General features: G+C 57.4%; 23 protein-coding genes. 10 read left to right on the plus strand and 13 right to left on the minus strand.

Features of this window, described 5'->3' with window-relative positions; all coding sequences use genetic code 11:
* Positions 1-31 precede the first annotated feature (31 nt).
* Positions 32-328, plus strand: a complete 297-nt coding sequence (locus tag KO116_RS17175; RefSeq protein ID WP_035563799.1) for a DUF1330 domain-containing protein — start codon at positions 32-34, stop codon at positions 326-328.
* 111 nt (positions 329-439) lie between these two features.
* On the opposite strand, the gene KO116_RS17180 is transcribed toward KO116_RS17175, so the two are convergent.
* Positions 440-2,575 (minus strand): TonB-dependent siderophore receptor, encoded by a 2,136-nt coding sequence (locus tag KO116_RS17180; protein ID WP_035563796.1) that lies wholly within the window; start codon positions 2,573-2,575, stop codon positions 440-442.
* Positions 2,576-2,838: 263 nt separating this feature from the next.
* Between KO116_RS17180 and KO116_RS17185 the strand changes: the two genes are divergently transcribed.
* The 4 genes from KO116_RS17185 to KO116_RS17200 are packed head-to-tail and all read left to right on the plus strand — an operon-like array spanning position 2,839 to position 6,767.
* A complete protein-coding gene (locus KO116_RS17185; protein ID WP_035563793.1) occupies positions 2,839-3,834 on the plus strand; it encodes an iron-siderophore ABC transporter substrate-binding protein in 996 nt (331 codons plus the stop codon).
* Positions 3,791-4,882: a FecCD family ABC transporter permease gene (locus tag KO116_RS17190; RefSeq protein WP_235272413.1), complete on the plus strand. Its 1,092-nt coding sequence runs from the start codon at positions 3,791-3,793 to the stop codon at positions 4,880-4,882. Before KO116_RS17185 ends, KO116_RS17190 begins: the two co-directional genes overlap by 44 nt.
* Complete coding sequence (locus tag KO116_RS17195) at positions 4,879-5,922, plus strand: FecCD family ABC transporter permease (RefSeq protein WP_045812165.1); 1,044 nt, start codon at positions 4,879-4,881, stop codon at positions 5,920-5,922. The genes KO116_RS17190 and KO116_RS17195 overlap by 4 nt, the downstream gene beginning before the upstream one ends.
* Entirely contained in the window at positions 5,919-6,767 is an 849-nt protein-coding gene (locus KO116_RS17200) for an ABC transporter ATP-binding protein (RefSeq protein WP_035563790.1), read from the plus strand. Before KO116_RS17195 ends, KO116_RS17200 begins: the two co-directional genes overlap by 4 nt.
* 50 nt (positions 6,768-6,817) lie before the next feature.
* On the opposite strand, the gene KO116_RS17205 is transcribed toward KO116_RS17200, so the two are convergent.
* A complete protein-coding gene (locus KO116_RS17205; RefSeq protein ID WP_035563787.1) occupies positions 6,818-8,017 on the minus strand; it encodes a multidrug effflux MFS transporter in 1,200 nt (399 codons plus the stop codon).
* A 232-nt stretch (positions 8,018-8,249) separates the two neighbouring features.
* On the opposite strand from KO116_RS17205, the gene KO116_RS17210 reads away from it, so the two are divergent.
* Positions 8,250-8,771, plus strand: a complete 522-nt coding sequence (locus KO116_RS17210; protein ID WP_035563785.1) for a cupin — start codon at positions 8,250-8,252, stop codon at positions 8,769-8,771.
* Between the two features lie 59 nt (positions 8,772-8,830).
* Here KO116_RS17210 and KO116_RS17215 read toward each other — a convergent pair whose 3' ends face one another.
* Both KO116_RS17215 and KO116_RS17220 read right to left on the minus strand, forming a co-directional pair.
* Positions 8,831-11,950, minus strand: coding sequence for a multidrug efflux RND transporter permease subunit (locus KO116_RS17215; RefSeq protein ID WP_035563782.1), 3,120 nt, complete (start codon positions 11,948-11,950; stop codon positions 8,831-8,833).
* Between the two features lie 18 nt (positions 11,951-11,968).
* Positions 11,969-13,129 (minus strand): efflux RND transporter periplasmic adaptor subunit, encoded by a 1,161-nt coding sequence (locus tag KO116_RS17220; RefSeq protein ID WP_035563779.1) that lies wholly within the window; start codon positions 13,127-13,129, stop codon positions 11,969-11,971.
* Between the two features lie 139 nt (positions 13,130-13,268).
* Here KO116_RS17220 and KO116_RS17225 point away from each other — a divergent pair, with 139 nt between their 5' ends.
* Positions 13,269-14,003: a response regulator gene (locus KO116_RS17225; protein ID WP_035563777.1), complete on the plus strand. Its 735-nt coding sequence runs from the start codon at positions 13,269-13,271 to the stop codon at positions 14,001-14,003.
* Positions 14,000-15,079, plus strand: a complete 1,080-nt coding sequence (locus KO116_RS17230) for an ATP-binding protein (protein ID WP_035563775.1) — start codon at positions 14,000-14,002, stop codon at positions 15,077-15,079. The genes KO116_RS17225 and KO116_RS17230 overlap by 4 nt, the downstream gene beginning before the upstream one ends.
* A 172-nt stretch (positions 15,080-15,251) precedes the next feature.
* Here KO116_RS17230 and rhuM read toward each other — a convergent pair whose 3' ends face one another.
* Both rhuM and KO116_RS17240 read right to left on the minus strand, forming a co-directional pair.
* The gene (gene rhuM / locus KO116_RS17235; protein ID WP_035563772.1) at positions 15,252-16,241 is read right to left on the minus strand and encodes a virulence protein RhuM/Fic/DOC family protein; all 990 of its coding nucleotides are present in this window, start codon (positions 16,239-16,241) and stop codon (positions 15,252-15,254) included.
* A 226-nt stretch (positions 16,242-16,467) separates the two neighbouring features.
* On the minus strand, positions 16,468-17,277 hold the full coding sequence (locus tag KO116_RS17240; protein WP_035563770.1) for a sulfite exporter TauE/SafE family protein: 810 nt from the start codon (positions 17,275-17,277) through the stop codon (positions 16,468-16,470).
* A 107-nt stretch (positions 17,278-17,384) separates the two neighbouring features.
* Between KO116_RS17240 and KO116_RS17245 the strand changes: the two genes are divergently transcribed.
* The gene (locus KO116_RS17245) at positions 17,385-18,170 is read left to right on the plus strand and encodes an AraC family transcriptional regulator (RefSeq protein WP_035563768.1); all 786 of its coding nucleotides are present in this window, start codon (positions 17,385-17,387) and stop codon (positions 18,168-18,170) included.
* Positions 18,171-18,529: 359 nt separating this feature from the next.
* On the opposite strand, the gene KO116_RS17250 is transcribed toward KO116_RS17245, so the two are convergent.
* On the minus strand, positions 18,530-20,728 hold the full coding sequence (locus tag KO116_RS17250; RefSeq protein WP_235272415.1) for a pyrroloquinoline quinone-dependent dehydrogenase: 2,199 nt from the start codon (positions 20,726-20,728) through the stop codon (positions 18,530-18,532).
* A complete protein-coding gene (locus KO116_RS17255; RefSeq protein WP_045812166.1) occupies positions 20,632-20,994 on the minus strand; it encodes a hypothetical protein in 363 nt (120 codons plus the stop codon). Before KO116_RS17255 ends, KO116_RS17250 begins: the two co-directional genes overlap by 97 nt.
* Positions 20,995-21,296: 302 nt before the next feature.
* Here KO116_RS17255 and KO116_RS24755 point away from each other — a divergent pair, with 302 nt between their 5' ends.
* Positions 21,297-21,671: a GFA family protein gene (locus tag KO116_RS24755; protein ID WP_082072631.1), complete on the plus strand. Its 375-nt coding sequence runs from the start codon at positions 21,297-21,299 to the stop codon at positions 21,669-21,671.
* Positions 21,672-21,711: 40 nt separating this feature from the next.
* On the opposite strand, the gene KO116_RS25900 is transcribed toward KO116_RS24755, so the two are convergent.
* The 5 genes from KO116_RS25900 to KO116_RS17285 form a co-directional block, all read right to left on the minus strand.
* The gene (locus tag KO116_RS25900) at positions 21,712-22,017 is read right to left on the minus strand and encodes a hypothetical protein (RefSeq protein ID WP_045812167.1); all 306 of its coding nucleotides are present in this window, start codon (positions 22,015-22,017) and stop codon (positions 21,712-21,714) included.
* A 65-nt stretch (positions 22,018-22,082) separates the two neighbouring features.
* The gene (locus tag KO116_RS17270; RefSeq protein ID WP_035563758.1) at positions 22,083-23,033 is read right to left on the minus strand and encodes a DUF808 domain-containing protein; all 951 of its coding nucleotides are present in this window, start codon (positions 23,031-23,033) and stop codon (positions 22,083-22,085) included.
* Positions 23,034-23,091: 58 nt separating this feature from the next.
* The gene (locus KO116_RS17275) at positions 23,092-23,808 is read right to left on the minus strand and encodes an SDR family oxidoreductase (RefSeq protein WP_035563754.1); all 717 of its coding nucleotides are present in this window, start codon (positions 23,806-23,808) and stop codon (positions 23,092-23,094) included.
* A 45-nt stretch (positions 23,809-23,853) separates the two neighbouring features.
* A complete protein-coding gene (locus tag KO116_RS17280; RefSeq protein ID WP_035563750.1) occupies positions 23,854-24,528 on the minus strand; it encodes a peroxiredoxin-like family protein in 675 nt (224 codons plus the stop codon).
* A 70-nt stretch (positions 24,529-24,598) separates the two neighbouring features.
* Positions 24,599-25,369 carry an enoyl-CoA hydratase/isomerase family protein gene (locus KO116_RS17285; protein WP_035563747.1) on the minus strand — a complete coding sequence of 257 codons (771 nt, stop codon included), beginning with the start codon at positions 25,367-25,369 and terminating at the stop codon, positions 24,599-24,601.
* Positions 25,370-25,399: the final 30 nt, after the last annotated feature.

Genomic DNA, 25,399 nt, shown 5'->3' on the forward strand with positions numbered 1-25,399 from the left:
GATTGATTAACGATGACATCAGGAGAAATGAATGCCCGCTTATGTCGTACTGACCCGAGAACACACCCATGACGCTCAGGAAATGGAGCGCTATGGCGAGAAAGCAAAAGCCGCTCGCGAAGGCCACGACCCGCAGCCGCTGGCTTTTTATGGGGATTTTGAAGTGCTGGAAGGCAGCGCGATGGAAGGCGCAGTAATCCTACGCTTCTCCGACATGGCCGCCGCCCGTGCCTGGTACCAAAGCCCCGCCTATCAGGAAGCCCGCAAACACCGCTTCCAGGGCGCCGACTACCGCGTCTTTATCGTTGACGGTGTTCAAGAAGCGTAAAGCGCAAAAACCCCCGCCTTTAAAAGTGGGGGTTTGCGTTGGCTGCCTAAATAGCCAAATCCATCGGTTAGAGTCCCCGCCCTGTAAAGCCTACGGATGGGTGATAGGGCATCACCAGCGATAGCTCACTTTTGCGGTGATTTCGCGACCGGGATTATAGTAGTCTGCCGTGGCCGAACCGACCACATGCTGCTCATCAAGCAAGTTGCTGACGTTGACGGCGAGGTCGGCGTCTTTGCTGAGCTGGTAGCTGAAGGCTGCATCAAAGAGCGTTGCCGCACTGCTTTTGGATGTATTGGCGGCATCAAAATAATAGGAGCCGACATAGCGGGCGCCGAGGCCAACACTCATATTTTGATTGGGAAGGGTGTAATAGGTCCATAGCGACGCCGTATGGTTGGGTACAGTGGTAAATTCATTGCCTTCTCTGGAGGCGTTGTCATCGCGAACCACTTCCGACTCCATATAGGAATAACCACCGATTAGGCTCAGGTTATCGGTCAGCTCAGTCTTGGCTTCCAGATCAAGACCCCGCACGCGGGTTTCGCCAACGGTTTCCTGCTCAATGACGCCATTGTCTTGCGTGACCGCAATAGTGACGTCATTCTTGGTCAGGTCATAGATGGCCGCCGAGAAAAGCGCATTCATACCGAAGGGTGCGTATTTCGCACCAATTTCATATTGTTCGCCCCGTTCGGGTTTGACACCGATCGTGGGCGGCGCGACCGATTCCACCATGCTGACATAGGTAGAAATTTCGTCGGTGACGCGATAGGTCAGCGCACCGCGGACGGAGGTCTCCGAGAAATCGTCGCTGTCATCGAATGCAACGCCCCAGGATTCGCCCTTACTTGAGATGTCCATTGAGTCGTTGCGCACGCCCGCGGTAACGATGAACCGATCATAAAAGGATAAATTCTGTGTCAAGAAGACCGACTTGGTTTTGTAGTCCTGATCGCTGCTGCTATAGACGTACAAGCTACTCGGAGCGCCGCTAAAGACGGGGTTCGCTAGGTCGATTGACTCCGCATCACCGTATATAGAGATGTCTTTGGTTGAGGCATCGCGATATTCGACACCCACGAGCGTGCTGCTATCGACCTGATCAAAGCGGGCGTCGTACTGCAGTATAGCGTTACCGATCAACTCCTGGGCTTCTTTGTCCGTACCAAAGTAGTCCCGATCCACAACGCTGCCTACCCGCGCCGCAGAGTCAGTGATATAAACGTAACCGAAGTCGTCAGTCAGGTCACTGTAGCGTAGATTCCCCCGCAGCGTCAGGCCGTTGTTGAAGTCATGGGTGAGCTGCCCGGTGAGGCTGGTACGCTCGACATCATGATAATTGAAGTCAGGCTCACCAAAGAAGTCGCTGCGGTCGTATTCCCGGTCGAGAGGATACCCACCGCTATTGGGGGTGTCGTCACGCTTCAGGTAATCAAAGATGACGCTTGCTGAGGTGTACTCTGTTGGCTCCCAGGCCAGGCCGCCCATCAAGAAGCCATTGTTGTCTTTGGAGTGATCGTATTCACGATCACTATCCCGGATGGTGCCGGTGAAACGGTAGGCCACAGTCTCGTCAGCGTTCAGTGTGTCACCCACATCAAGACCGGCCTCTTTGGCGTCGAGTGAACCGTAGGAGAGATAGCCTTCGCCAAACGACTCAAACTTTGGCCGTTTGCTCACGAAGTTGACCGAACCACCCGGGTCCGCTGGACCAAACAGGGTGGAGTTGGCACCCCGCAGCACCTCAACGCGTTCATAGGCGTAGGGTTCTTCACGAACACCGCGCATTGAACCTAGCGTCAGCCCGTCACGGTAGGTAGTCGCCTGGTAACCTCGAATATTGAAATAGTCGTTTCGGTCATCTGAGCCGTAATAATCGGTGAGGACGCCTGGTGTATATTGCAGCACTTCCTCGGTAGTAGAGGCGTTGCGCTGCTCAATCTCTTTCTCGGTGATGACCGACACGGAGGCGGGGGTATCGAGAAGACTGGTGGCCACTTTACCGCCGACCCATAGCTCTTGGGCCACTATCGAGTTGGCATCATCATCAGCGTAGGCCTGAGCATTGACGATAATGGGAGCGAGGCGATATCCCTCGTTATCGTCACTGCCTTCGCCGGTTTCCTGAGCGTTCCCGAGCATGGGAATACTCACCAGCGTTGTGCCGCACAGAATGGCGGTAGTGGTTTGCTGCCACCGTACCCGACTTGCGTTGCGCCGGACTGTGCTATTGCTATCAGTCATGTCGAAGATCCCTTGAAATGAATAAACCTACCCTCGCGCCTTGTGATTCTCTTTTGAAAGGCCGTAAGAGTATCCGAAGCTAGCGTCCGCTAGTCAAGAGTGATAATGTCAATCATAATCATTTAGTTGAACTTTTGATAATAATTATAGTACATCGTGACGACATGCATCACCCGGACTACCCGTTATATATCTAGACGCTGCGTCCTTACCACGCAGTGAGAATTATCCGTTATTTACGTCTTAAGCTTTTAGAGAAGGCTATGGCCCTGTTCCATAGAAGTCTGAGCGCTTACGTGGCGCTTATCGCTGCGTGCAGCCTCGGCGCTTTGCCCGTTGGCGCACAGCAATATCCGCTTGAAATCGAACACGCCCTGGGTACCACAGTGCTCACAGAAAAACCCGAACGTGTCGCCACTGTGGCCTGGGCCAATCACGAGGTGCCGCTGGCGCTTGGCGTGGTACCGGTCGGCTTTGCGGCAGCCAACTTTGGCGACGACAACGACAACGGGCTACTGCCCTGGGTGGAAGCCCGGCTTGACGAGCTGAATGCCACGCCCCCCGCCCTGTTCGACGAAGGCGACGGGATTGATTTTGAAGCCGTGGCGGCCAGCCAGCCCGATGTGATTCTGGCGGCCTATTCGGGGCTGAGCCAGGCGGACTACACCACCTTGAGCCAGATTGCCCCGGTAGTCGCCTACCCCGAGGGCCCCTGGGCGACCGACTGGCGGGATATGATCCAGTTGAACAGCCAAGGCATGGGCATGGCGGAGGAAGGCCATGCGCTCATCGAGCAGCTTGAGGCACAGATTGCAGACACCGCCGCCAACCACCCTGACCTTGCGGGCAAGACAGCCATGTTCGTGACCCACCTTGACCCCACCAACCTGGGGCGCATTTCGTTCTACACCGACAACGACGCGCGGGTGCGGTTTTTTCATGACCTGGGGCTAGTCTCGCCTGAGGTCGTCAAACAGAACTCTACCCCCGGTAGATTCGCTGGCGAAATCAGCTCTGAACTGATCGACAAGCTCAACGATGTGGATATTCTTGTCACCTACGGCGGTCAGCCGCTGATCGATCAGCTCAACGCGCACCCACTTACCTCCCGCCTGCCGGTGGTGGAAAACGGCGCCATTGTCATGCTGGGTAATACGCCGCTGGGCACAGCGGCCAACCCGACTCCCATGTCGATTTCATGGTTACTGGACGATTATGCAGACCTGCTCTCAGAAGCCGCACGCAAGTCACAGCAGTAGCGTCCCGGCGTCTGGCTCAAGCGTTAATCGCGCTATCGCTCTTCGCATCAAACGCAATGCTGCCCAACGGTTGTCCGGTGGCACAGCGCTGCTTATTCTGCTCGGCCTTGCCGCCATGCTCTCGGTCGCGTTTGGTGCCCGAGAAGTGGGCTGGTCAGAAATCGTCGCCGCGCTGAGCGGCCAGGTAGAAACCATGGGCGATGCTGCCGTGGCCAGCCGCCTGCCGCGCACGCTGCTTGCCATGCTGGCCGGCGCTGCCCTGGGGGTTTCCGGTGGCGTCATGCAGGGCCTGACCCGCAACCCGCTGGCCGACCCCGGCCTGCTGGGCGTTAATGCCGGGGCGGCGCTGGCAGTGGTGATTGGCATTGCCTGGTTCGGCATCGACGAGACGACCAGCTACATCTGGACAGCCATTGCTGGCGCCGCCATCTCTGCCTGTGCGGTTTACGCGATAGCCAGCCTCGGCCGGGGCGGCGCCACCCCACTTAGACTGGCACTGGCAGGGGCGGCCATCACTGCCGCGCTTAGTTCGCTAACCACTGCCGTGGTACTGCCAAGGGGGGATATTGGCGGATTGGTGCAATCTTGGCTGGTGGGCGGCGTGGGCGGCGCGACCTACGATCAGCTTCTGCCCGTATTGCCCTTTCTAATGACAGGGTTTGTGATCACCCTGCTCGCCGCACGCAAACTCAATATGCTGGCCCTGGGCGATGACACCGCCGCCGGTCTGGGTGAAAAGGTGGCCGTGGCCAGGGCCATGTCGGCAGTGGGCGCGGTACTGCTGTGCGGCCCGATTACGGCGGTGTGCGGCCCGATTGGCTTTGTGGGGCTGGTCGTACCCCACGCCTGCCGCCTGCTAGCGGGCGGCGATTATCGCTGGCTACTGCCCTTCTCTGCCCTGGGTGGTGCGGCACTGCTGACGTTTTCAGACGTGGCCGGGCGGCTAATCGCCCACCCTTCAGAGCTGGACGTGGGCATCGTGACCGCCTTTATCGGCGCGCCGGTATTTATCTGGATAGTGCGCAACCGCAAGGTAGGCTCGCTATGAACCAGCCGCCCCTCAACGCGATTAGCCACTTCCGACACATCCGCCGAGCAAACACTCAGCACCGCGTACGCATCATGGCGGTGCTTTTTGCCTGCCTTTTAGCAGGCGTGCTGTTGACCCTGATGCTGGGGCAGTCCTTCACGCCGCTCACCACGGTGCTGCGCATACTGGGCGGTGCGGAAGTGCCGGGCGCTGGTTTCACCGTACGTGAGCTGCGCTTGCCCAGGGCCGTCGTTTCAGTGCTGGTAGGCGCCTGCTTTGGCCTGGGCGGCATCGCCTTTCAAACCATGCTGCGCAACCCGCTGGCAAGCCCGGATATCATTGGCATCAGCACCGGCGCCAGCACCGGCGCCGTGTTCGCCATCGTGGTGCTCTCGCTGAGCGGCCCGGCGGTTTCGATGGTGGCGATTGCTGCCGGGCTGGGCGTGGCGTTGTTGATCTACACGCTCTCCTGGCGCCAGGGCGTGACCGGCGGGCGGCTGATTCTGATCGGCATTGGCCTGGCCGCAATGCTGCAAAGTATTACCGCCTATCTTTTAATGCGCGCACCCAGTTGGACGCTACAAGAAGCCCTGCGCTGGCTCACCGGCAGCGTTAACGGCGTTCAGCTGGATCAAGCGCTGCCGCTGTTGATCGCCCTGCTGCTGTTCGGCGGGCTGCTATTGAGCCGCCACCGCGACCTTGAAACCCTACGCATGGGTGACGACCTTGCCGCCGGGCTGGGGGTTCGCCTGGCGGTGACGCGGGTAATCGTGGTCATTACCGCCGTGGCGCTGGTGGCGTTTGCCACTGCCGTTTCCGGCCCGGTGGCCTTTGTGGCGTTTCTGTCCGGCCCGATTGCGGCGCGCCTGATGGGCCGCAACGGCTCGCTGCTGATGCCCGCCGCGCTGGTGGGAGCCCTGCTGGTGCTGCTCGGGGATTACGCCGGACAGTTCCTGCTGCCCGCCCGCTATCCAGTCGGCATCGTGACCGGCGTTTTAGGCGCGCCTTATCTTCTCTACTTGATACTTCGCGACAACAAAACCCGAGGCTCCCTATGAGCGCTTGTTCACTACTCGCCCAGGGCCTGGTGGCAGGCTACGGGGAACGCACCATTCTGTATGACGTTAACCTGTCTGTGCCTGCCGGCCAGACCACCGCCATTGTGGGCGCCAACGCCTGTGGAAAATCGACGCTTTTGCGCGTGCTTTCACGGTTACTGACACCCAGCCAGGGCAGCGTGCTGCTGGAGGGTAACGCCATTCACCAGCTACCCACCCGCCACCTGGCACAACAACTTGGGTTTCTGCCGCAATCGCCCATCGCCCCGGAAGGCATTAGCGTGCTCGAGCTGGTCAGCCGGGGCCGCCACCCGCACCAGGGGCTGTTCAAGCGTTGGAGCTCGGCAGATGAAGTGGCCGTCGCCGACGCCCTGGCCGCCACCCACCTGAGCGAGCTGGCCGAACGCCACATGGACGAGCTTTCCGGCGGGCAGCGCCAGCGGGTGTGGATCGCCATGGCGCTGGCCCAACAAACCAAGGTGCTGCTGCTGGATGAGCCCACCACCTTTCTGGATATCAACCACCAGATCGACGTGCTCGACCTGCTCACCGACCTAAACCGGCAGCGCGGCACCACCATCGTGATGGTGCTCCACGAACTCAACCTGGCAGCCCGCTACGCCGACCAACTGGTCGCCATGGCTAACGGCAAGGTTTACGCGGCAGGCCCGCCGGGGGAGATTCTGACCGAGCAAATGGTGCGTGAGGTATTTGGCCTGGAAAGCCGGGTCATCGAAGACCCCGTCACCGGCAAACCGATGATGATACCGATCGGGCGGCATGGCGGAATCCACACCGCCAACGCCCCATGTTCACAACATAAAAAAGCCCCGTGTTTTGGATAACACGAGGCTTTTGGCAAAGGGCTTTTAGCAACAAGTGAGTAGAGCCTGACCTAGCGCGCCTCAACAGCGGCACGCCCTTTGATGATAGAGCGGGCAAGCATCAGATACGCCACCGAGCCACAGGCAGCCATGGCCAGAATGACCGCTTCCAGCGTATGCGGCAACATGGCGGACAAGGCGCTCAGCAGCCCCGCAACACCGAACTGGGCTGCGCCCAAAAGCGCTGCAGCCGTCCCGCCACTGGTGGGAAAAAACTCCAAAAAACAGGCCTGAATATTCGGCGAGATCGCCCCTATCGAGCCGATGGTCAGCATCATGGCGGGCAGGAAGGCGTACAGCGGCCACTCCATGAAAGCCGCCATCACCAGCAATAGTATGCCGACTGCCTGACAGCCCGTTGCCAACTGTAGGATACGCAGTGACGGTAGCCTGGAAAGCAACGCTCGATTGAGAATGTTGAAGATAAGCATCGCGACGATATTCGCCGCAAACAGCATCGAAAAGCTGGCAGGCGACTGGCCGAAATGCCCCTGATAGATAAATGACGCATAGGTGATAAACATCATCAGGGTAGAAAAAGAGGCAGCCTGCCAAACGATGAACGGCAGGGCCGGTTTTGTCGACAGTACCAATTTGTAACGCGCCAGCAGGCTCATCTTAGGGCTTTTCGCGCGAGATACCTTGCCCGTGCCGGTAAAAATCACCCGCACCAGCAACGGCACCAGTAGCACCGCGTATACCGCCAAGGCGAAAAAGATAGTGTGCCAGGAACCCAGCACCAGAATCGCGCTGCCTACGCTCGGAGCTATGCCCGGCGCCAGCACCATGATAAAGCCCATCATTGAGAACAGCTTCGCGGCGTCGCGGCCCGCCACTCGGTCGCGCACCAGCGCCGGCACAGATACCAGGGTAAAACCGGCGCCAAGGGCCTGAACGGCGCGTCCGCCGAGCATCGTGTTTAAAGAGTCCGACATACCAATGACGATGCTTGAGAGCGCAAAAATCGCCAGCCCGCTCATCAACACCCGCTGGCGCCCGAAGCGGTCTGAAAGCGCACCGCCGATCAACTGGCCCAACGCCAACGCAAAGACATACACCGAAACGCTCAACGATACCGCCTGCTGAGAAACCCCCAGCGATTCACCGATGACCGGAAAGGCCGGCAGGTACGTGTCCATGGAAAACGGGCCCAGCATCATGGTCATTGCCAGGCTCAGCACCAAAATGAAGGGCGTTTTAGATTGGGTCATAGAAGCTCGCGGTAAAAGGACATAATGATGAATAACACTCACAATATGATACTGACTGACGCCATCAAGGCAATCGAATAGAAAATGAGGGGGTAGGCTGCTAGACGGTAATCGACTAAACACCTAGTCAGTCGGTTATCGATTTGCTCGGCTATGCATTAAAAACTATTCTTAAAACCAAGTTTAAAACCATGCTGAAAGCATACCCCCAACGAGAAATGAGGAGGCAAGGATGTCTATCCCCCAGCCAGAGCGACTTCATCTCGACAGCGATGCAACGACCGGCTACCCCAACTCCCCTCTCCCGGTGCTGGTTTATCGCCAGGTTCTCGACCTCAGTAATGCCGAGGAACGGGCCGAGTCGTTCGAAGCCATGTTCAAACGCCACGGCTGGCCACCTGCGTGGCGCTACCACCTGTATGACTTTGACCACTTTCACTCCACCGCCCATGAAGCACTAGGCATTTTCCGCGGGCAGGCCAAGGCACGGCTGGGTGGGCCTAACGGCAGCGAGCTGATGCTTTATGCTGGCGATGTGCTGGTGTTACCTGCGGGGGTTGGTCATGCCAGCGTAGAAGCAGACGAGGATTTCTGCATGGTCGGCGCCTATCCACCAGGCCAAGAACCGGAAATAGAGCGCGGCGACCCCGCACAGCTGGCAGCAGCACACTCGCGAGTCGCGACCGTGGCATTACCTGAAAACGCCCCGGTAGGCGGGCCACTTGCAGGGCTGTGGAATAGTAGCAAGCATTAGCCACTTAACGCCTAATAGTGAGCGTCACCACGACAGGCAGCATCCTTCGCCACAGAGCATTAAGGTACCTTGCCGTTATGGGCTCGCCAACCATTCACCCGCTCCTGAAGGCCCATCACGAACACGAAGAACACCGGGACAAAAAGGATGACCAGAAGCGTTCCGCTGACCATGCCGCCGAAAACACCCGTGCCTATCGCATGCTGGGTGTTGGCGCTGGCGCCAAACGCGACCATCAATGGCACCACCCCCAAACCGAAAGCGAGTGAGGTCATCAGAATCGGGCGCAGGCGCAGGCTGGCGGCTTCCACCGCGGCCTCCATCAGCCCTTTACCTTGCTCACGCAACTGTTTTGCGAACTCAACGATCAGGATCGCGTTTTTCGCAGACAGCCCGATCACGGTGACCATACCGACTTTAAAGAACACATCGTTAGGTAGGTCTCGCAGCAACATGGCGGCCACCGCCCCCAGCAGCCCCAGCGGCACAACCAGGATGACCGAGAGCGGAATGGTCCAGCTCTCGTAGAGCGCGGCTAACACCAGAAACACCGCCAGGATGGATAGCGCCACCAGCATGGGTGCCTGAGCTACCGATTGGCGTTCCTGAAGGGACTGCCCCGTCCAGGCCACTGCGAAGCCGGGCGGAAGTTGCTGCGCCAGACGCTCCATTTCAGCCATGGCGTCTCCGGTGGAGGCACCTGTCGCCGCACCGCCAGAAATACTGGTGGCGGGATAGCCCAGGTAACGCACCATTTGTAGCGGTGTTTCGTCCCATACCGGGGTAACCACCTCTGACAAGGACACCATGCCACCCCTGCTATTACGCACGTGCAGCTTGAGCACGTCATCAACCTGCATGCGTGCCGACGCATCCGCTTGCATAATCACCTGCTGCATCCGGCCCTCATTCGGGAAATCGTTGATGTAGGACGACCCCATTGCGGTAGACAGGATGTCGCTAATATTGGCGAACGACACCCCGAGCGCTTCGGCCTTTTGACGATCAATATCAAGACGAATGCTCGCACCTGCTGGCAGGCCGTCGGAATAGACGTCGCTGACCACCTTGCTCTGCGCCGCCAGTTCTAGCAGCGTCGTCTCGGCAGCCTTAAGGGCGGCCGGCCCCTGATTGCGTTGATCCTGCAAGAACATCGTAAAGCCGGACTTGGTGCCCAATTCATCAATGGCCGGCGGTAACATACTCATTACCGTCCCTTCGTTCAGTTGACTCATGGCTTCCTGAACCCCTTCCACTTCACTCGCCGCCGTAACGCCGTCGCGCTGCCCCCAATCCTTTAGTGTGGTGAACGTCAGTGCCGTATTCGCGCCGGAGCCCGAGAATCCGAAGCCCAAAATAGACATATTGCCGTCTACAGCAGGGCGCGCCATGACGTACTCCTCATACGCCTTGACCACATCCAAGGTGCGCTCAGTGGTCGCATTAGCGGGCAACTGGATACTGGTCATGAAATAGCCTTGATCCTCTTCCGGCAGAAAAGCCGAAGGCAACTGGCGGAAGGCGAGCAGCAGCACACCCGCGATGACCACAAACACCACCATGACCCGACCGCTGCGAGCGACCAGCTTTCCAACACGCGATTCGTAACGGGTGGTCATACGGGTAAGCGCCTGGTTGAACCAGCCGAAGAAGCCGCCTTTGTCGTGGTGCCCCGGCTTAATGGGCTTGAGAAGGGTGGCGCATAGCGCTGGCGTCAGCGACAGCGCCAGAAACGCCGAGAACAGAATCGAAACCACCATTGCCAGCGCGAATTGCTTGTAGATCACGCCGACCGAGCCACTCGAGAAAGCCATCGGGATAAACACCACCGTCAATACCAGGGTGATCCCCACCACCGCGCCCGTGATTTCCTTCATCGCTTTGATGGTGGCGTCCTTTGGCGATAACCCCTCTTTGGCCATAATGCGCTCAACGTTCTCGACCACTACGATAGCGTCATCGACGATGATGCCAATCGCCAACACCATGCCAAACATCGTCAGCACGTTGATTGAGAAACCTGCCAGCAGCATCACCGTGAAGGTCCCCAACAACGCAATCGGCGCGACCAGTGCGGGAATCAGCGTGTAACGGATGTTCTGTAGAAACAGCAGCATCACCAGGAACACCAATACCATCGCCTCGATAAGGGTATGGATGACCTTCTCGATAGAAACCTTAACGAACGGGGCCGTATTAAAGGGGACCGATGAGCTCATACCCGCGGGTAGCGCCTGGTTTAACTCAGCCAAACGCGCCTGCACACTTTCCGACGTGCGGACAGCATTGGCACCGGGTGCCAGCTGTATGGCTGCCGCCGTCGCTGGCTGGCCATTCTCACGATTGGAAAAGCCGTAGGATTGGGCGCCCAACTCGACGCGCGCCACATCGCCCAACACCACGTTGGAGCCGTCGACATTCGCGCGCAGGACGATAGCGGCGAACTCTTCCGGCGTGCTCAATTGCCCCTGCGCGGTCAATAGAGAAGTGACTTTTTGGCCTGGCACGGAGGGAGACGCACCGATGCTGCCCGGCACAATCGGTGCGTTCTGCTCCGTGATCGCGGTCGAGAGATCATTCACCGACAAGCCGAAAGCAATCAGCTTCTCCGGCTCTATCCAGATGCGCATTGCCTGCTCAGCACCGAACAGCTGCACACGCCCGACGCCGTCAATACGGCGCAACTCTTCGACGATATTGCGCGCCATATAGTCGTTCAGGGCGATCTCATCAAAGCGCCCATCCTCGGAACTCAGACCCACGATCATCAAAAAACTGGAGGACGCTGACTCTACGCTCAGCCCATCCTGACGAACCGCCTGGGGTAACCGAGGTTCGACGGCCTTGAGCCGATTCTGTACATCCACTTGGGCCAGTTCCGGGTTTGTCCCTGGCTTGAAGGTGGCGGTGACAGAGGCCGACCCAGAAGCGTCGGCGGACGACTCGAAGTACAGCAGGTTCTTGACGCTGGAGAGCTCACGTTCGATGAGACTAAGCACGGCGTCGTTCATGGTCTGCGGTGTGGCGCCGGGATACGTCGCGGTGATGGTCACCGAAGGGGGCGCTACCGAAGGGTAGTGAGCGACCGGCAGCTTAGGGATGGCGATCACACCCGACAGGATGATAAATAGCGCAACTACCCACGCGAAGACTGGGCGCTGGATAAAGAACCGGGGCATTGAAGATACTCCTGAAACTTAGTGAGAAGATGCCACTGAAGCCTCAAGAGGCGATGACATTTGCCAAGCAACCACGCTGACGTCGGCACCCTCTGTCAGGCGCTCGATACCCTCGACGACGACTTTCTGCCCCTCTGTTACTCCTGTTTGCACCCGATAATTGCCGTTCGCCAATTCACCAAGCTCCACTGAGACCATCACCGCCTTGTCGTCAGCACCAATCAACCAAACGTAGGGCTTACCGCCAATGCGTACCACAGACTGTTGCGGTACCGTCAACGCATCGTCATAGCGTGCATACGGCACGCGGGCACGCACAAACATGCCGGGCAGCAGGCGTCGATTGGGATTGTCTACGAGTACTCGCAGCAAAAGGTCACCCGTGCTGGTGTCCACATTGATTCCCGAAAAAAGAATGCGTCCGGTGACATCGTAGGGTGTACCGTTGCTGCCCAGGATGGTGACCGGTAAGCCATTGTCGAGGGAGGGCTGCGACGCCATCGCGTCTTGAAGCGATTCGAGCGCGGAAGCCGGGCGTCGAACATCGACATAGACCTTATCGATCTGCTGAACACGGGCCATAGGCGTGCTATCGCTGCTGGCCACCAGCGCTCCCTCCGTTACCAACGCCTGATCAATTCGGCCTGCAATGGGGGACACCACCGTGGAGAATTCCAGATCAAGGCGGCGGCGCGACAGCGTGGCACGCGCTTGGGCCACATCAGCGGCGGCCTGCTGACTTTTGGATACGGTGTCATCGTAGGCCTGACGGCTCACCGACTGTGCCCGGACAAGCGGCTCCAACCGGGCTGACTGCGCACGGGCATGAGCGAGTTCGGATTCGGCTTTCTGCAAAGCGGCTTCTGCTGTTTCCACTTCCGCTCGAAACGGCGCTGGGTTGATGTCGAATAATGGCTGCCCCGCACTCACGTCGGTTCCCTGTTCGAACAGGCGACGTTGAACAATCCCGCTCACCTGCGGATGAATTTCCGCCATTTGAAAAGGGACGACCCGGGCCGACAAGTCTTCAGTCAGCTCCAATTTAACGGGTTCCAAGGTAACAACCGTCACTCGAGCAGGAGGCGGCGCTACTTCTTGCTCAACTGAACCGCAAGCAGTTAGCACGATCAGCAGCAAGGCACAGAACCCACCATTTCGATAGATATGTCGGATCGTCATGTATCGTCCCTTCAGACATAGGCAAACATTTGCCTACTTATAGAATTGAAGAGGACTATATCGCTGGTGCGTGGTATTAACGTCGACGGTATGTGTAGATATGATGGAGAACACAATTAATGTTTCATTAGGCGCTTTCATGTCCACGACTCATCAGTCGCCAAGTTCTTATTCTGGCCAGCAAGCACTGGTTCTCATCGCCGAAGACGAGCCTGAGATCGCTGATATTCTGCAGGCTTATCTGAAACGGGCGGGGCACCGAACCATCTACGCAGAAGATGGGCGCAAAGCATTGGACATGCATATGTCGATGAAACCCGATCTCGTCTTACTTGATGTAAAGATGCCTAAAATGGATGGCTGGCAGGTGCTGTCAGAGGTTCGCCACCGTGGTAAGACACCCGTCATCATGTTGACCGCGATGGATCAGGATATCGATAAACTCATGGGTTTACGTTTTGGTGCCGACGACTACGTCGTCAAGCCGTTTAACCCTGCCGAGGTCGTCGCACGCATTCAGGCAGTGTTAAGACGCACCATGGCTGATGCAAGTCACCAACCCCGTGTCCTCCGGGTGCCGCCCTTTGAGATCGATCTTGAACAACACGAAGCCTTTGTTCAGGTAGGAGGAGACTCGCACAGCCTTGCGTTAACGCTCACCGAGTTCAGATTGTTGACGCACCTTGCCCGCGCGCCCAAAAAGGTGTGCACCCGCGCAGAGTTATTGGCCGCCTGCCTGCCCGAAGGTGAGGCGCTTGAGCGCACTGTCGACAGCCATATAAGCAAGCTGCGTAAAAAACTGGAAGACGTCGATGTGAGAGGCATACCCGTTGGCATACGCGGCGTTGGGTACCGGCTATGGGGAACAGAATGAAACTCATTGGATTGAGCCGGACCATCGCGTTAACAATGGCAGCGATGGCGTTTGGGATCACGCTGTTAGTCGTGGTGACCTCTTATGTGTTCTATTTCATTACCTTCCATTTTTGGCAGGGGTCGATTAACGAACCAAACATGTTCCCGTCGGGGCTAGAGTGGGCTTGGCTTGTAGGCACTACGTTAGTTGGGCTGGCATTCGCCGTGATAGTGGGCATTCACTTAGCACGTCGCATTCTGGTACCCCTAAACTCCGTCACAGAAAGCATGCGTCGCGTCGCGCAAGGCGACCTGGACGCACGCGCCACCACCGGTGATCGCTCTTTAGGCGAGGCCACCGTGTTAGCCAACGACTTCAATGCGCTAGCAGACCAATTACAGCGTATGTCCAAGGAAATGACGTTCTGGAATGCCGCTATTGCTCATGAGCTGCGAACGCCCGTCACTATTTTACGCGGACGTTTGCAAGGCTTGGCAGAAGGCGTATTCCCCCCCGAAAAACCCCAGTTTCAAAGTCTCCTTACCCAAATCGACGGCATGGCACAACTGATTGAAGACCTTCGCGCCGTAAGCTTGGCCGAAAGCGGTCATCTGAACCTTGAGATCAAGGAATGTGATCTTTCTACTGAAATTAAATCAGTCGTTGAATTTTGTCGACATGCCCTAGATGCATCAAACCATTATCCAACCCTTGACCTGCAGTCTGGCACTGCGTATTGCGACCCCTTCCGCATACGTCAGGCATTGCTTGCGTTGCTGGAAAACGCTCGCCAGCATGCATCCCCAGGGACACTCATCATCCAAACGCGCCAGAACGACGGGTGGTGTGTTTTGCGTGTTAGCGATGCTGGCCCAGGCATACCGCAGGAAGATGCCGCGCATATTTTCACGGCATTCCGCCATGCGCGGGACGCCGAAAATGGTATGCCAGGAGACAAGCGAGGAAGTGGGCTCGGATTGGCGGTAGTCGCGGCGATTGCGAGAGCCCACCGTGGCGAGGCCAGATGTTACCCCTCTGATGAGGGTGGCTCTTGTTTTGAGTTGCGCTGGCCTACTCCATCACATAGGGCGTGATAACATAGTACGTGATCATATAGCGCGTGCTTGTTGAATGACCGGCGGTCGGTAGCTCTATCTACCAAACCAATCGCCAGCGATAGAGCGCGGCGACCCTGCACAACTGGCGGCAGTACAATCGCGAGCCGCTGCCATGGCATTAGATCTCAGCTCTGCCTTATTGATAGCTTCATTCTTCTTTCAGCAGTATGAAATGCTCGATCAGCCGAATCATTAACGTTTTCTGATCAGGTAGGCTTTCAGCCACTAACAGCGCTAAGGCGACAAGCGTATTGTCGTTGATCAGCTGCTCAACGGGACGGGCCAGCAAAGCTGCGTTGCGACGCAAGTACCATAGAAACAAAAACGATCCACAGCGCTTATTTCCATCGGCCAGAGGGTGATTCTTGATCACAAAATAAAGCAGGTGCGCCGCTCGGGTGGCTACATTAGGGTAAAACAGTTCGTCGCCAAACCCCTGTTCAATGGTGGCCAAGGCTGATGTCAAACCATCACCCCGCACCTGCCCAAACAGTTCGGTTGCCTCACCTTTGGCGATTAAGGTTTGCTTCAACTCACCAATGGCTTTCAAAGCTTCTTCCAACTCAAGTGAATGCATACCGGGCTGCTTAATGTTTAGCTCGGTCAATTGTTGCTCGTCGTAACCTTGCAGCAGGCTCCAGGAACGAGCGTAATCGCTAATCACACGAGCAACCGCTTCTCCTTCTGTTGAAACCAAGCCTTGATTGGTCAGGGTTCGACTGAGCAAATTCACCGCCTGCTCAAACTCTATGCCACGCTCGGTTAGACGGCGTTGGTTTAAGGTATAACCTTGAATCAAATATTGTTTGAGCACATCTGTAGCCCACTTGCGAAACTGAACGCCTCGCGGAGATTTAACGCGGTAGCCAACGGAAATAATGACATCAATATTGAAGTGATCAACCTGATAAGATTTGCCATCTTCAGCAGTATGTGCAAATTTTGCACATACTGAATCTCGCTCTAATTCCCCTTCTTTAAAAACATTGCGAATGTGCTTCGTAATGACAGAACGCTCGCGCCCAAATAATTCACACATCTGCGCTTGGCTCAACCAAACGGTCTCTTGCTCCAGTGTTACCTCTAGATGTGACAGCCCATCTTCGCTAGTGAATATCTGTACTTGCTGATCATTCATGAGTATTGCCTCCCAGGTTTACATACAACGCTTATGACTTCAAAACAAGCACCTCCCAAGCAAGCAGCACTCAATCCAGCAGTACTCATCTTTGTATACTAAAAGAGAGACTCAAGCGCGCCCGCCATTAGAGATTAAGTAAACCTTAGCATAAAAACTGTTTATTCATACAGCTAAATATTACCTTGGTTCTGCCAAATAAATCTGCCTAGCAAAAGTGGGCGCTTCAACCTACAAAAGCCATCACCACCAGCACCATGGTCAGCAATAGCAGGTACACCCTGGCATGAATACGGTCAGGAATGCGTCCGATCCAGGTCGACGCCAGGCGAATACCGAGCCATGAGCCCACTGTGAGAACCAGCAAGGCGCGCAGATCCACATAACCGGCATACCAGTCCCCCAACGCTGGGTGATTTGCCGACAGCAACACATACGTCGCGGTGCCACTCACCGCCATGGGCAACGACAACGGATTGGCCATGGCAGTGGCTGCCGTCATACTCGCGCCTCTACGGCGCATGAGCGGTACGGTCATCACACTGCCGCCAACGCCCAGCAAGGCGGCCACCGCACCAATCAGTGTCCCCGTCATCGCCGTTACCCCACGCCCCATAGGAGGCACATCACTCCCCGCCTGATGCAGAAAACCGGGCCGCAGAACGGCATCCGCAATCGTAATCCCCAAATAGCCGATAAACGCCCAGCGCACCCACTCGCCACTTAACGACACGGCAGCCGTCGCGCCCAGCACTGCGCCCACGGCGATATAACCCAACAGCGGACGCACCAGGTGCCATTGCACGGTCTGCCGTTGGTGATGGCGCCATGTGGACAGGGAAGCAGCAAACACCATCAATGCCGTCGAAGTGGCCACCGCGATATGCATGGCCGCCTGACCGATACCACTATTCAGCCCATGGACGGCAATCAGCAAGGTATACAGCAAGGGAACCACCACGAACCCGCCACCAAAACCGAACAACACGGTGGTCACTCCCGCCACCCCGCCACAAAGAAGCAATACGCTATACACCGGCACTCTCCTGATGAAACGAAACAGCAGGCACTATATGCTGGCGAGGCTTGGCCGACATTCGTCATTCGGACAACCATCAACGCGTTTCAGCCAGGTTAACGCTAATGCTCAATACGCCTCTTTCAGATGTGGATCATGTAGCACGGCCCATGGTGGCCATCGGCACTGATTACCGCCCCGGCACCCTCCTGGGCTTCCATACTCATCGCCGTGCCCAGTTTCTCTATGGCATGACCGGCGTGATGGAGGTGAACACGGATGACGGCACCTGGATGGTGCCGCCCTATAGCGGCGTCTGGCTACCTGCGGGCAAGCGGCACCAAGTGCGTATGAACGGGGTGAGCACCCGAAGTCTGTATATCGAGCCCCACGTTGCGCCACGCACTTCGCGCAGCTGTGAGGTGCTGGTCGTGACGCCTCTCCTGCATCACCTGCTGCTGGCTTCCGCCCACATCCCCGCACTCTATGATGAAAACGGCCGCGACGGAGCCCTGGCTCAACTACTCCTATGCGAACTGGAACAGGCTCAGGCCCTGCCACTGTTTGCGCCCCTGCCCTATGACCTTCCACTCGCCAGCCTGTGCAGAGCGTTTCTCGGCCAACCGAGCATTCACACTCTTCCCGAAGAGTGGGCCCGGCAGTTGCATTGCAGTCAACGCACCTTCAATCGTCTGTTCCGTCAGCAGACCGGGCTCTCCTTTGGCGTATGGCGCCAGCAGGCCTGCCTAATGGTGGCGATTCCCAGGCTGCTATCCGGCAGCTCCGTTACCCGAACTGCGCTGGAACTCGGCTACGACAGCCCTGCCGCTTTCTCCAGCATGTTTCGCAAGGTGCTCGGCCAATCTCCCAGCGCTTTTGTTCGGGCGGCTAATCGTCAGCAGGAAGCGTAAAAAGTAGTTGGTACAGACGTTAGATAGTCACGGCCTCGCCCAGCCTGACCCACAGTGAGCATTTAAAGGCCCACAAAAGCCCTCATGGGCCTTAAATGACTCAAATGAACGGGACGGCGATGAGGCAGGTGCACAGTTACTCGGTTAAAAAGACGGCCAGTGGAGCTATTCCCAAATATAAATGAGCTGATTGCACCATCTATCGGATCATTTTATGAGCCGATTAAGGTTTATATTCGGCTCATGGGCATTCAGAGGGCTTGTTAGGACGCTTGTCTTTCTTGTCAGCCCTTCCCATATTCATCCTCACAGGCTGGTAGCTGAGCCAGTCGAATACTGGCTCAGCCAAGACAGCGATCTTAGTTCCCGTCTTCCGGTAGCGCATAGGCGATTACATAATCGCCTATCGGTGTTTCCATGAAGTGATGCCCGCCGGCCCCGATGACTACGTATTGGCGACCATTCGCCTCATAGGTTATGGGGTTGGCCTGCCCACCGGCTGGCAGCACATCGCTCCACAGCACCTCACCGGTTTCCGTGTCGATGGCGCGAATCAGATCATCGGTGGCGGCAGCGATGAATATCAGACCGCTGGCCGTCAGCAGAGGGCCACCGTTGTTGGGTGTGCCGATCTTGAAAGGCATATATGAAGGTATCCCGAAGGGGCCATTCTTACGTGCCGTGCCCAATGGCTCATCCCAGAGCGTTTCACCGCTCGCGAGATCGATGGCGCGAATGCCGCCATAAGGAGGCGCGGTACAGGGCATGCCGGTAACCGGCGCTCGCCAGCCGGCATTGACATCGATCGCATAAGGCGCACCTACTTGTGGATCGCCGGCACCTTCGGCGGGCCCATCCGACTCGCTATCGGTGTTGTCACCTCCTGCATAGATGGGTCGAAGATTACGTTCCTCGGCTTCTTCACGGGGGATGAGACGGTTGAAGTTGGGAATGTCATTGTAATTGGCAATGATGATGCCGCGCTCGGCGTCCACCGCTGTACTGCCCCAGTCGTTGCCGCCATTGTATCCGGGGTACTGAATGAAGCGCTGACCCACGGTCGGCGGCGTGTACATGCCTTTATAGGAGGCTCGGCGGAATTGAATACGACACCACAACTGGTCAATGGGCGTCATCCCCCACATATCCTTCTCTTCTAGGTTCGGGAAAGCGAGGGAGTGATAACCTGAACTAGGTTGTGTGGGCGAGAGGTTATCTGGCTCAACACCGCCAGTGGGCGTCTCGACCTCTTCCACGGGAAATAGCGATTCGCCGGTTTCACGGTTGAGAACGTAAATATCGCCCTGTTTGGAGGGCAGAATGATCGCCGGCACCGTGCTGCCGTCATCGCGTGGGAAATCGACCAGGGTCGGTTGCGAACCAAGATCATAGTCCCAGACATCGTAATGGACGGTCTGGAAGTGCCAGACCGGTTCGCCGGTGTTGACGTCGATGGCGACGAGCGAGGTCGAGAATTCATTTTCTTCCTCGCTGCGGTTCCCGCCCCAGTAATCGACCGAGGAGTTGCCCATCGGCAGGTAGACGTAACCCAACTCCTCATCGGAGGAAGCAGTGGTCCACATGTTGGGAGTGCCTCGGGTATAGGTCTCGCCCTCGGGTGGCAGCCCGTCCAGATTGGGCTTGCCCATGTCCCAGGCCCACTCCAGTTCGCCGGTAACGGCATCGTAGCCGCGAATCACGCCAGATGGCGCATCCTCCGCTTGCCCGTCCTTGACCTGGGCACCGGTCACCAGGACGCCCTGAACGACGACCGGTGGCGCGGTGACGGCGTACCAACCGGGAACCTTCTCGCCGATGCCTGCCCATAGATCTACCGTACCGCCGTCACCAAACTCCTGGCACAGCTCGCCCGTTTGCGCATCGACGGCAATCAATCGGGCGTCCAACGTCCCCTCGATAATGCGGGTTGCGCAGAGCTGGTCATCGGCGGCATCCGGAACTTCGTAATAGGTCACGCCGCGGCAGCTGGCGCTATAGGGAATGGCACCTGGATCGACCTGGGGATCATGGCGCCACTGCTCCTCGCCGGTCCGTGCATCAAGGGAGACCATGACGTTCATGGCCGAGCAGAGATAGAGATTGTCGCCAACCTTGAGCGGTGTAGTTTCGGGCGCGTATTTGCCCTCCCCTTCTTCCGGCATATCGCCAGTGCGATAGGTCCAGGCAACCTCCAACTGGCTGACATTGTCGGGCGTGATTTCATCCAGCGGCGAATGACGTGAGGCGCCGCTCTCTCGTCCCCAGGCGGCCCAATCGCCGGGCGCTGGGTCATCGCTGGGCTGCGGCGTCGCCGAGAAGGTCGGTGTCTGGGCCTCGCTTGAGGTGGGCTCCTCCGGGACTTCGGTTTCACCCTCGGCATTCTGGGCAACGGCATGCGTCGCCAGTGACAGGCTGACGACATAGGCCAGCACTCGCAGTGACGTGAACATGGCAGCGCTCCTCATATAGTGGCTTGGCGGCGTTTGAGAGTGGGCAGGAGCGCCAAGACGATGACACCCAGGACGATGTAACCGAATACCCGGGGCAGCAGCTCCCATGGCGACAAGCCAACCTCCCATAAGGCCCAAATCAGCGTACCTAACAGAACCAAGAAATAGACCCAGACTCCCGTGAGCAAATCCCTGGCCATTAAGCCACCCGAAATGATCAGCCCCAGACCGGCAATGAGGTAATACCAGGAGCCTCCCAGCGTCACCAGCCAGATCCCGCCGGCTGCAAGAATCAGGCCGAGGATGACCAGAATGATGGCGAACACGAGCAGAAACCAACCGCCCACACCCCGAGATGCTTTATTGGTAGCCAAACCAGGTACCTCCGTTGTTCGTGGTTGATTGCTATCAAGAGCGCTTGGCAAACCCACTAACAATGCCTTTACAAAATGCCTTTATAAAATGAAGCGCCGTCCTCCTTAATCCAAGTAGAGATTCTCGACCCTGTAAAGTATCACTTGATTAACTTATGTGTTAAAGCCTGTCATTCTCGATTTATGTCATTTTACGGCCATTAAATTGACGGCCATTAAATACCAACGAGATGGCAGCAAGACAAAACCGAAAGTGCCACCTACTTTGAATTCAGAAGGTATGAATTTTCTGGAGATTGGCAATGGCTCAACTAACAGGTGGCTGTCTCTGCGGCAAGATCAGAATCGTGGCCAATGGCGAGCCGCTTCGGGTAGGTATTTGTCACTGTATGGATTGTCGTAAGCATCATGGGGCGCTTTTCTATGCGGCTGCTGATTATCCCAAGCGAGCTGTCATTATCGAAGGCGAACCGCAGAGTTATCAGGGGCGTTACTTCTGTTCGACATGTGGTTCGTCGGTTTTTTCGGTAAGCGAGGAAGAAATCGAAATACACCTTGGGGCCCTTGATGCTCCGAATCAACTGAAACCGACGTATGAGCTTTGGAACATTCGCCGCGAACATTGGCTGCCGCCTTTCCCTGCCATGGAGCGATATGACCGGGATCGGCAAGATTGAGCAGGTTCAAGGGCTGCCGCTTAGGTCAGAAGGCAATCGATCAGCGCTTACCTTCAATACGCAACTTAACCACATCCTCTAACGCCAAGCCGGTCACTTCAGCGATTTGCTCGTCACTAAGCCCCCCCAGCTTGAGCAGATTACGAGCTGTTTTCTCAATACCCAGCTTTTCGCCTTCCTGACGTTCTTGCTGAGCCCAGTTTTCCAAATTTTCTGCCAACATGTCTTTATCCTCCACCAAACTGTTGAGCTGATTGAGGTCGACCTCAGCCCCGAGCCGCTGCAAGTGGCGTTTTAGCCAGCGGGTAATAATCTTGTCGATATGCTCTTTGTGAGTTTCGTACAAACCCTAGCGTCACTCATCACTCAACACCTCACGTAGCCAGCCCAATAACGCTTCGCAGCCCACACCTACCCGGCATGCGCCTTCTTAATAGGAATGAGGTGCAACACCCCCACCACTACCGAGCCCACCAAAAAGCCAATCACCGCAGAGCACAGCGTATTGAAGCTCCAGCCCAGCGTGCCGCCCAAGGCACCGGTTGCCTCGCTAATGCCTTGCTCAATATGGTGTACCCATTCATAGGGCGCGTTGAACCACGCCGTGCCATCGGCACCCAGGTTGACCATCAGGATATGCCCACCCACCCAGAGCATGGCGACGGTGCCCACGACCGAGATGGTCGCTAACACCTTGGGCATGGCCGTCACCAGACCACGGCCCAGGGTCTGCATTCCCGAACTCTCCCGCTTAGCGAGCTTTAGACCAAAGTCATCCATCCTGACCAACAGCGCCACTACCCCATACACCAGAAGTGTGATGACAAAGGCGACTACCACCAGGCTCGCCAATTGTGACCAGACCCCCTGATGGGAGACCGTGGCCAGCGCGATCACCATGATTTCGGCGGACAGAATCAGATCGGTTCGAATGGCACCACTCACGATCTTTTTCTCAGCTTCCGGCCCCTTCTCTACCGCTGGCTTGTCCTCGTCATGCTTGCCGGAAAGCTTGTGCCAAACTTTCTCCGCGCCTTCAAAGGCCAGGTAGGTGCCACCTATCATCAGGATGATTGGCAATAGCGCGGGCAAAAAGTGATTCAGCAGCAGCGCCACCGGCAGGATAAAAATCAGCTTGTTGCGGATCGACCCCAGCGCGATCTGCTTCACAAGCGACAGTTCACGCTCCGCTGCCACCCCCTGCAAATATTGCGGCGTCACCGCCGTATCATCCACCACCACCCCTGCTGCCTTAGCCGTCGCACGCCCAGCGGCGGCACTCACATCGTCCAATGATGCTGCGGTCAACTTCGCCAATGCGGCAATGTCATCCAGTAATCCTATCAAGCCGCCTATGGCCATGGATGCTTCCTCCGTGAATAACAGTTGCAGATAGTAAAACACACAAGAGAGCCCTCCCTCAGAACGCGGCGCGTCCGAGGGACGCGCCGCCATCGACATGCAAGGTCTGTCCAGTCATGAATCCAGCTTCTTCCGAAAGCAGGAACGCGATGGTCGCGGCAATCTCTTCTGGCTTCCCGAAGCGCCTCATCGGCACCCCCGCAAGATAGCGTTGCTCACCTTCACTGCCGGGCGAATTGTTCGCGCGGAACAATTCGGTTTCGGTTGGGCCGGGAGCCACGGCATTGACGGTGATACCGGCATCAGCCAGCTCTATCGCCCAACTGCGGGTGAAGCTGACCAACGCTGCCTTGGCGGCCGCATAGGCCGTGCGGTGCGGCATTCCAAGGATGGTCAGGCTGGAAATGTTGACGATGCGGCCCCAGCGTCGTTCCCTCATGCCAGGCAAAGCCGCCTGCGCGGCCAACAGCGCGGGATGCAGGTTGACGCTGAAGACTTCGTCCAGTGCGGGCAGCGTGACGTCAGCCAGCGAAGCAGGACGAACGAGGCCGACGTTGTTCACCACGCCATCCAGCTCGAAGCGTTGCGCGATGTCATCCAATGCGACTCTCGTCGCATCGTCATCGCCAAGATCGACGGAAATGAACGTGCCGGGGAAGTCGCGTGGCGAAGTGCGCGCCAAACCGACGACATGGTTACCGCTTGCGGCAAGGCGCGCCGAAAGCGCAAGACCGATGCCCTTGCTGGCACCGGTGACGAGAAAAGTACGAGACATGTGTGCTCCTTTACCGCTCGCCACACGGCGGCGGATTCAAGTGATTCAGGCGACGCCGGCAGCGGCCTTGCGAATGGCCGGCAGTATTTCCGACGGATCGGGGCGGCGGGTGTAATCAGGATTGACCTCTGCATAAACGATGGTGCCATCCGGTGCGATCACGTAGCGTCCAGGCATCGGCAGCGTCCAGCTCGGATCGCCATTAAATGCAGGCAGGTCGTTTTTCAATGACTTGTAGAGTTCGACCAAGTAGTCCGGCAATTCGAAGCGCAGGCCGAACGCGGCTGCCGTATCATTGTGCGGATCCGACAGAATTGGATACGTCAGCGCGCTCTGACGCAACGCCTTGCGGCTGTTGGCGGCAATCTGCGGTGAGATCGCCACCACGCCAGCCCCCGCTGCATGGATGTCCGGCAATGCGGCTTGCAGCGCCTGCAATTCCAGATTGCAGTACGGGCACCAGACACCACGGTAGAAGGTCACCACCAGCGTTCCACGGCGCAGCAGGTCGATGGACGAAACCGGCTTGCCATCCGGGTCGTTGAGGGTGAAGGCCGGCGCGTGGTCGCCTGCCTTCAGTGCTTTCTGGGCAGCACCGGAAGCAGTCAGTTCGGCGGTGGCACGGTTCATGGTTTCGATGACAGTAGGCGGCACGTTATAGGGTGGTTTGCCGGCTTGGAAGTCGGCCTTGAAGGCGTCGAGCTTGTCTTGCAGTGACATGGGGAAGTCCTTGGTAAGCATGGAAATGAGAAAGCATGCCGTCCGCGAGGCGGACGACCTGTCGCGCAGATCAGGCGGGCGGGGGCATCGAGCGCGCCACTTCGGCAGCGCTGATACCCTCCAACGCCAGACCGTAGCCGGCGCCTTCGTCGATGATGCGGCGCAGCTTCTGGGTCAGGGCGATACGGGTGTAGCGACCAGTCAGCGGCGGCAGCTTCGCCAGTTCGCCGGCGATCTCGTGGGCACGCACCAGCAGGCGATCGGCCGGCACCACTTCGTTGACTGCGCCCCATGCCTGGGCGGTCTGTGCATCAAGTTGCTGGCGGGTCAGGATGAAATAACGGCCGCGTACGCTGCCGATGACTTCTGGCCACAGCAGGTTCACGCCATCACCGGGCACGATGCCGAAATCGAAATGCGGCTTGTCCTGGAACACCGTTTCCGGCGTGGCCAGCACGATGTCGGCCAGCAGCGCGTATTCGGAGTGCAGTAGCACCGGGCCGTTGAGCGCAGCAATCAACGGCACTTCGATGTCAAGGAGATTCATCAGCACTTTCTTGCCTTCGCGATAGATCTTGTCGTAGCCGCGCGGGGTGAAGAAATCGAAGCCTTCGGCGCTGATCGCGTCCATGAAGGCGTCGCCCGTACCGGTGAGGATCACCACGCGGTTGTCAGGGTCGCTGCCGACGTCATGGAACAGATCGACAAATTGCTCATGTGTGTGTCCGTTGAACACGAGCTTGCCGCCGTCGGTGTGCAGGGCGATTTCGAGCACGCCGTCAGGCGTACGGCTCAGACGGGCGTTGGGATAGGCGTTGCGGTAGTCATCGAAACGGGACATGGTTTTTCCTTTGTTGCAAGTGATAGGTTT

The organism is Halomonas sp. KO116, assembly GCF_000734975.2.
GTDB classification, from domain to species: domain Bacteria; phylum Pseudomonadota; class Gammaproteobacteria; order Pseudomonadales; family Halomonadaceae; genus Vreelandella; species Vreelandella glaciei.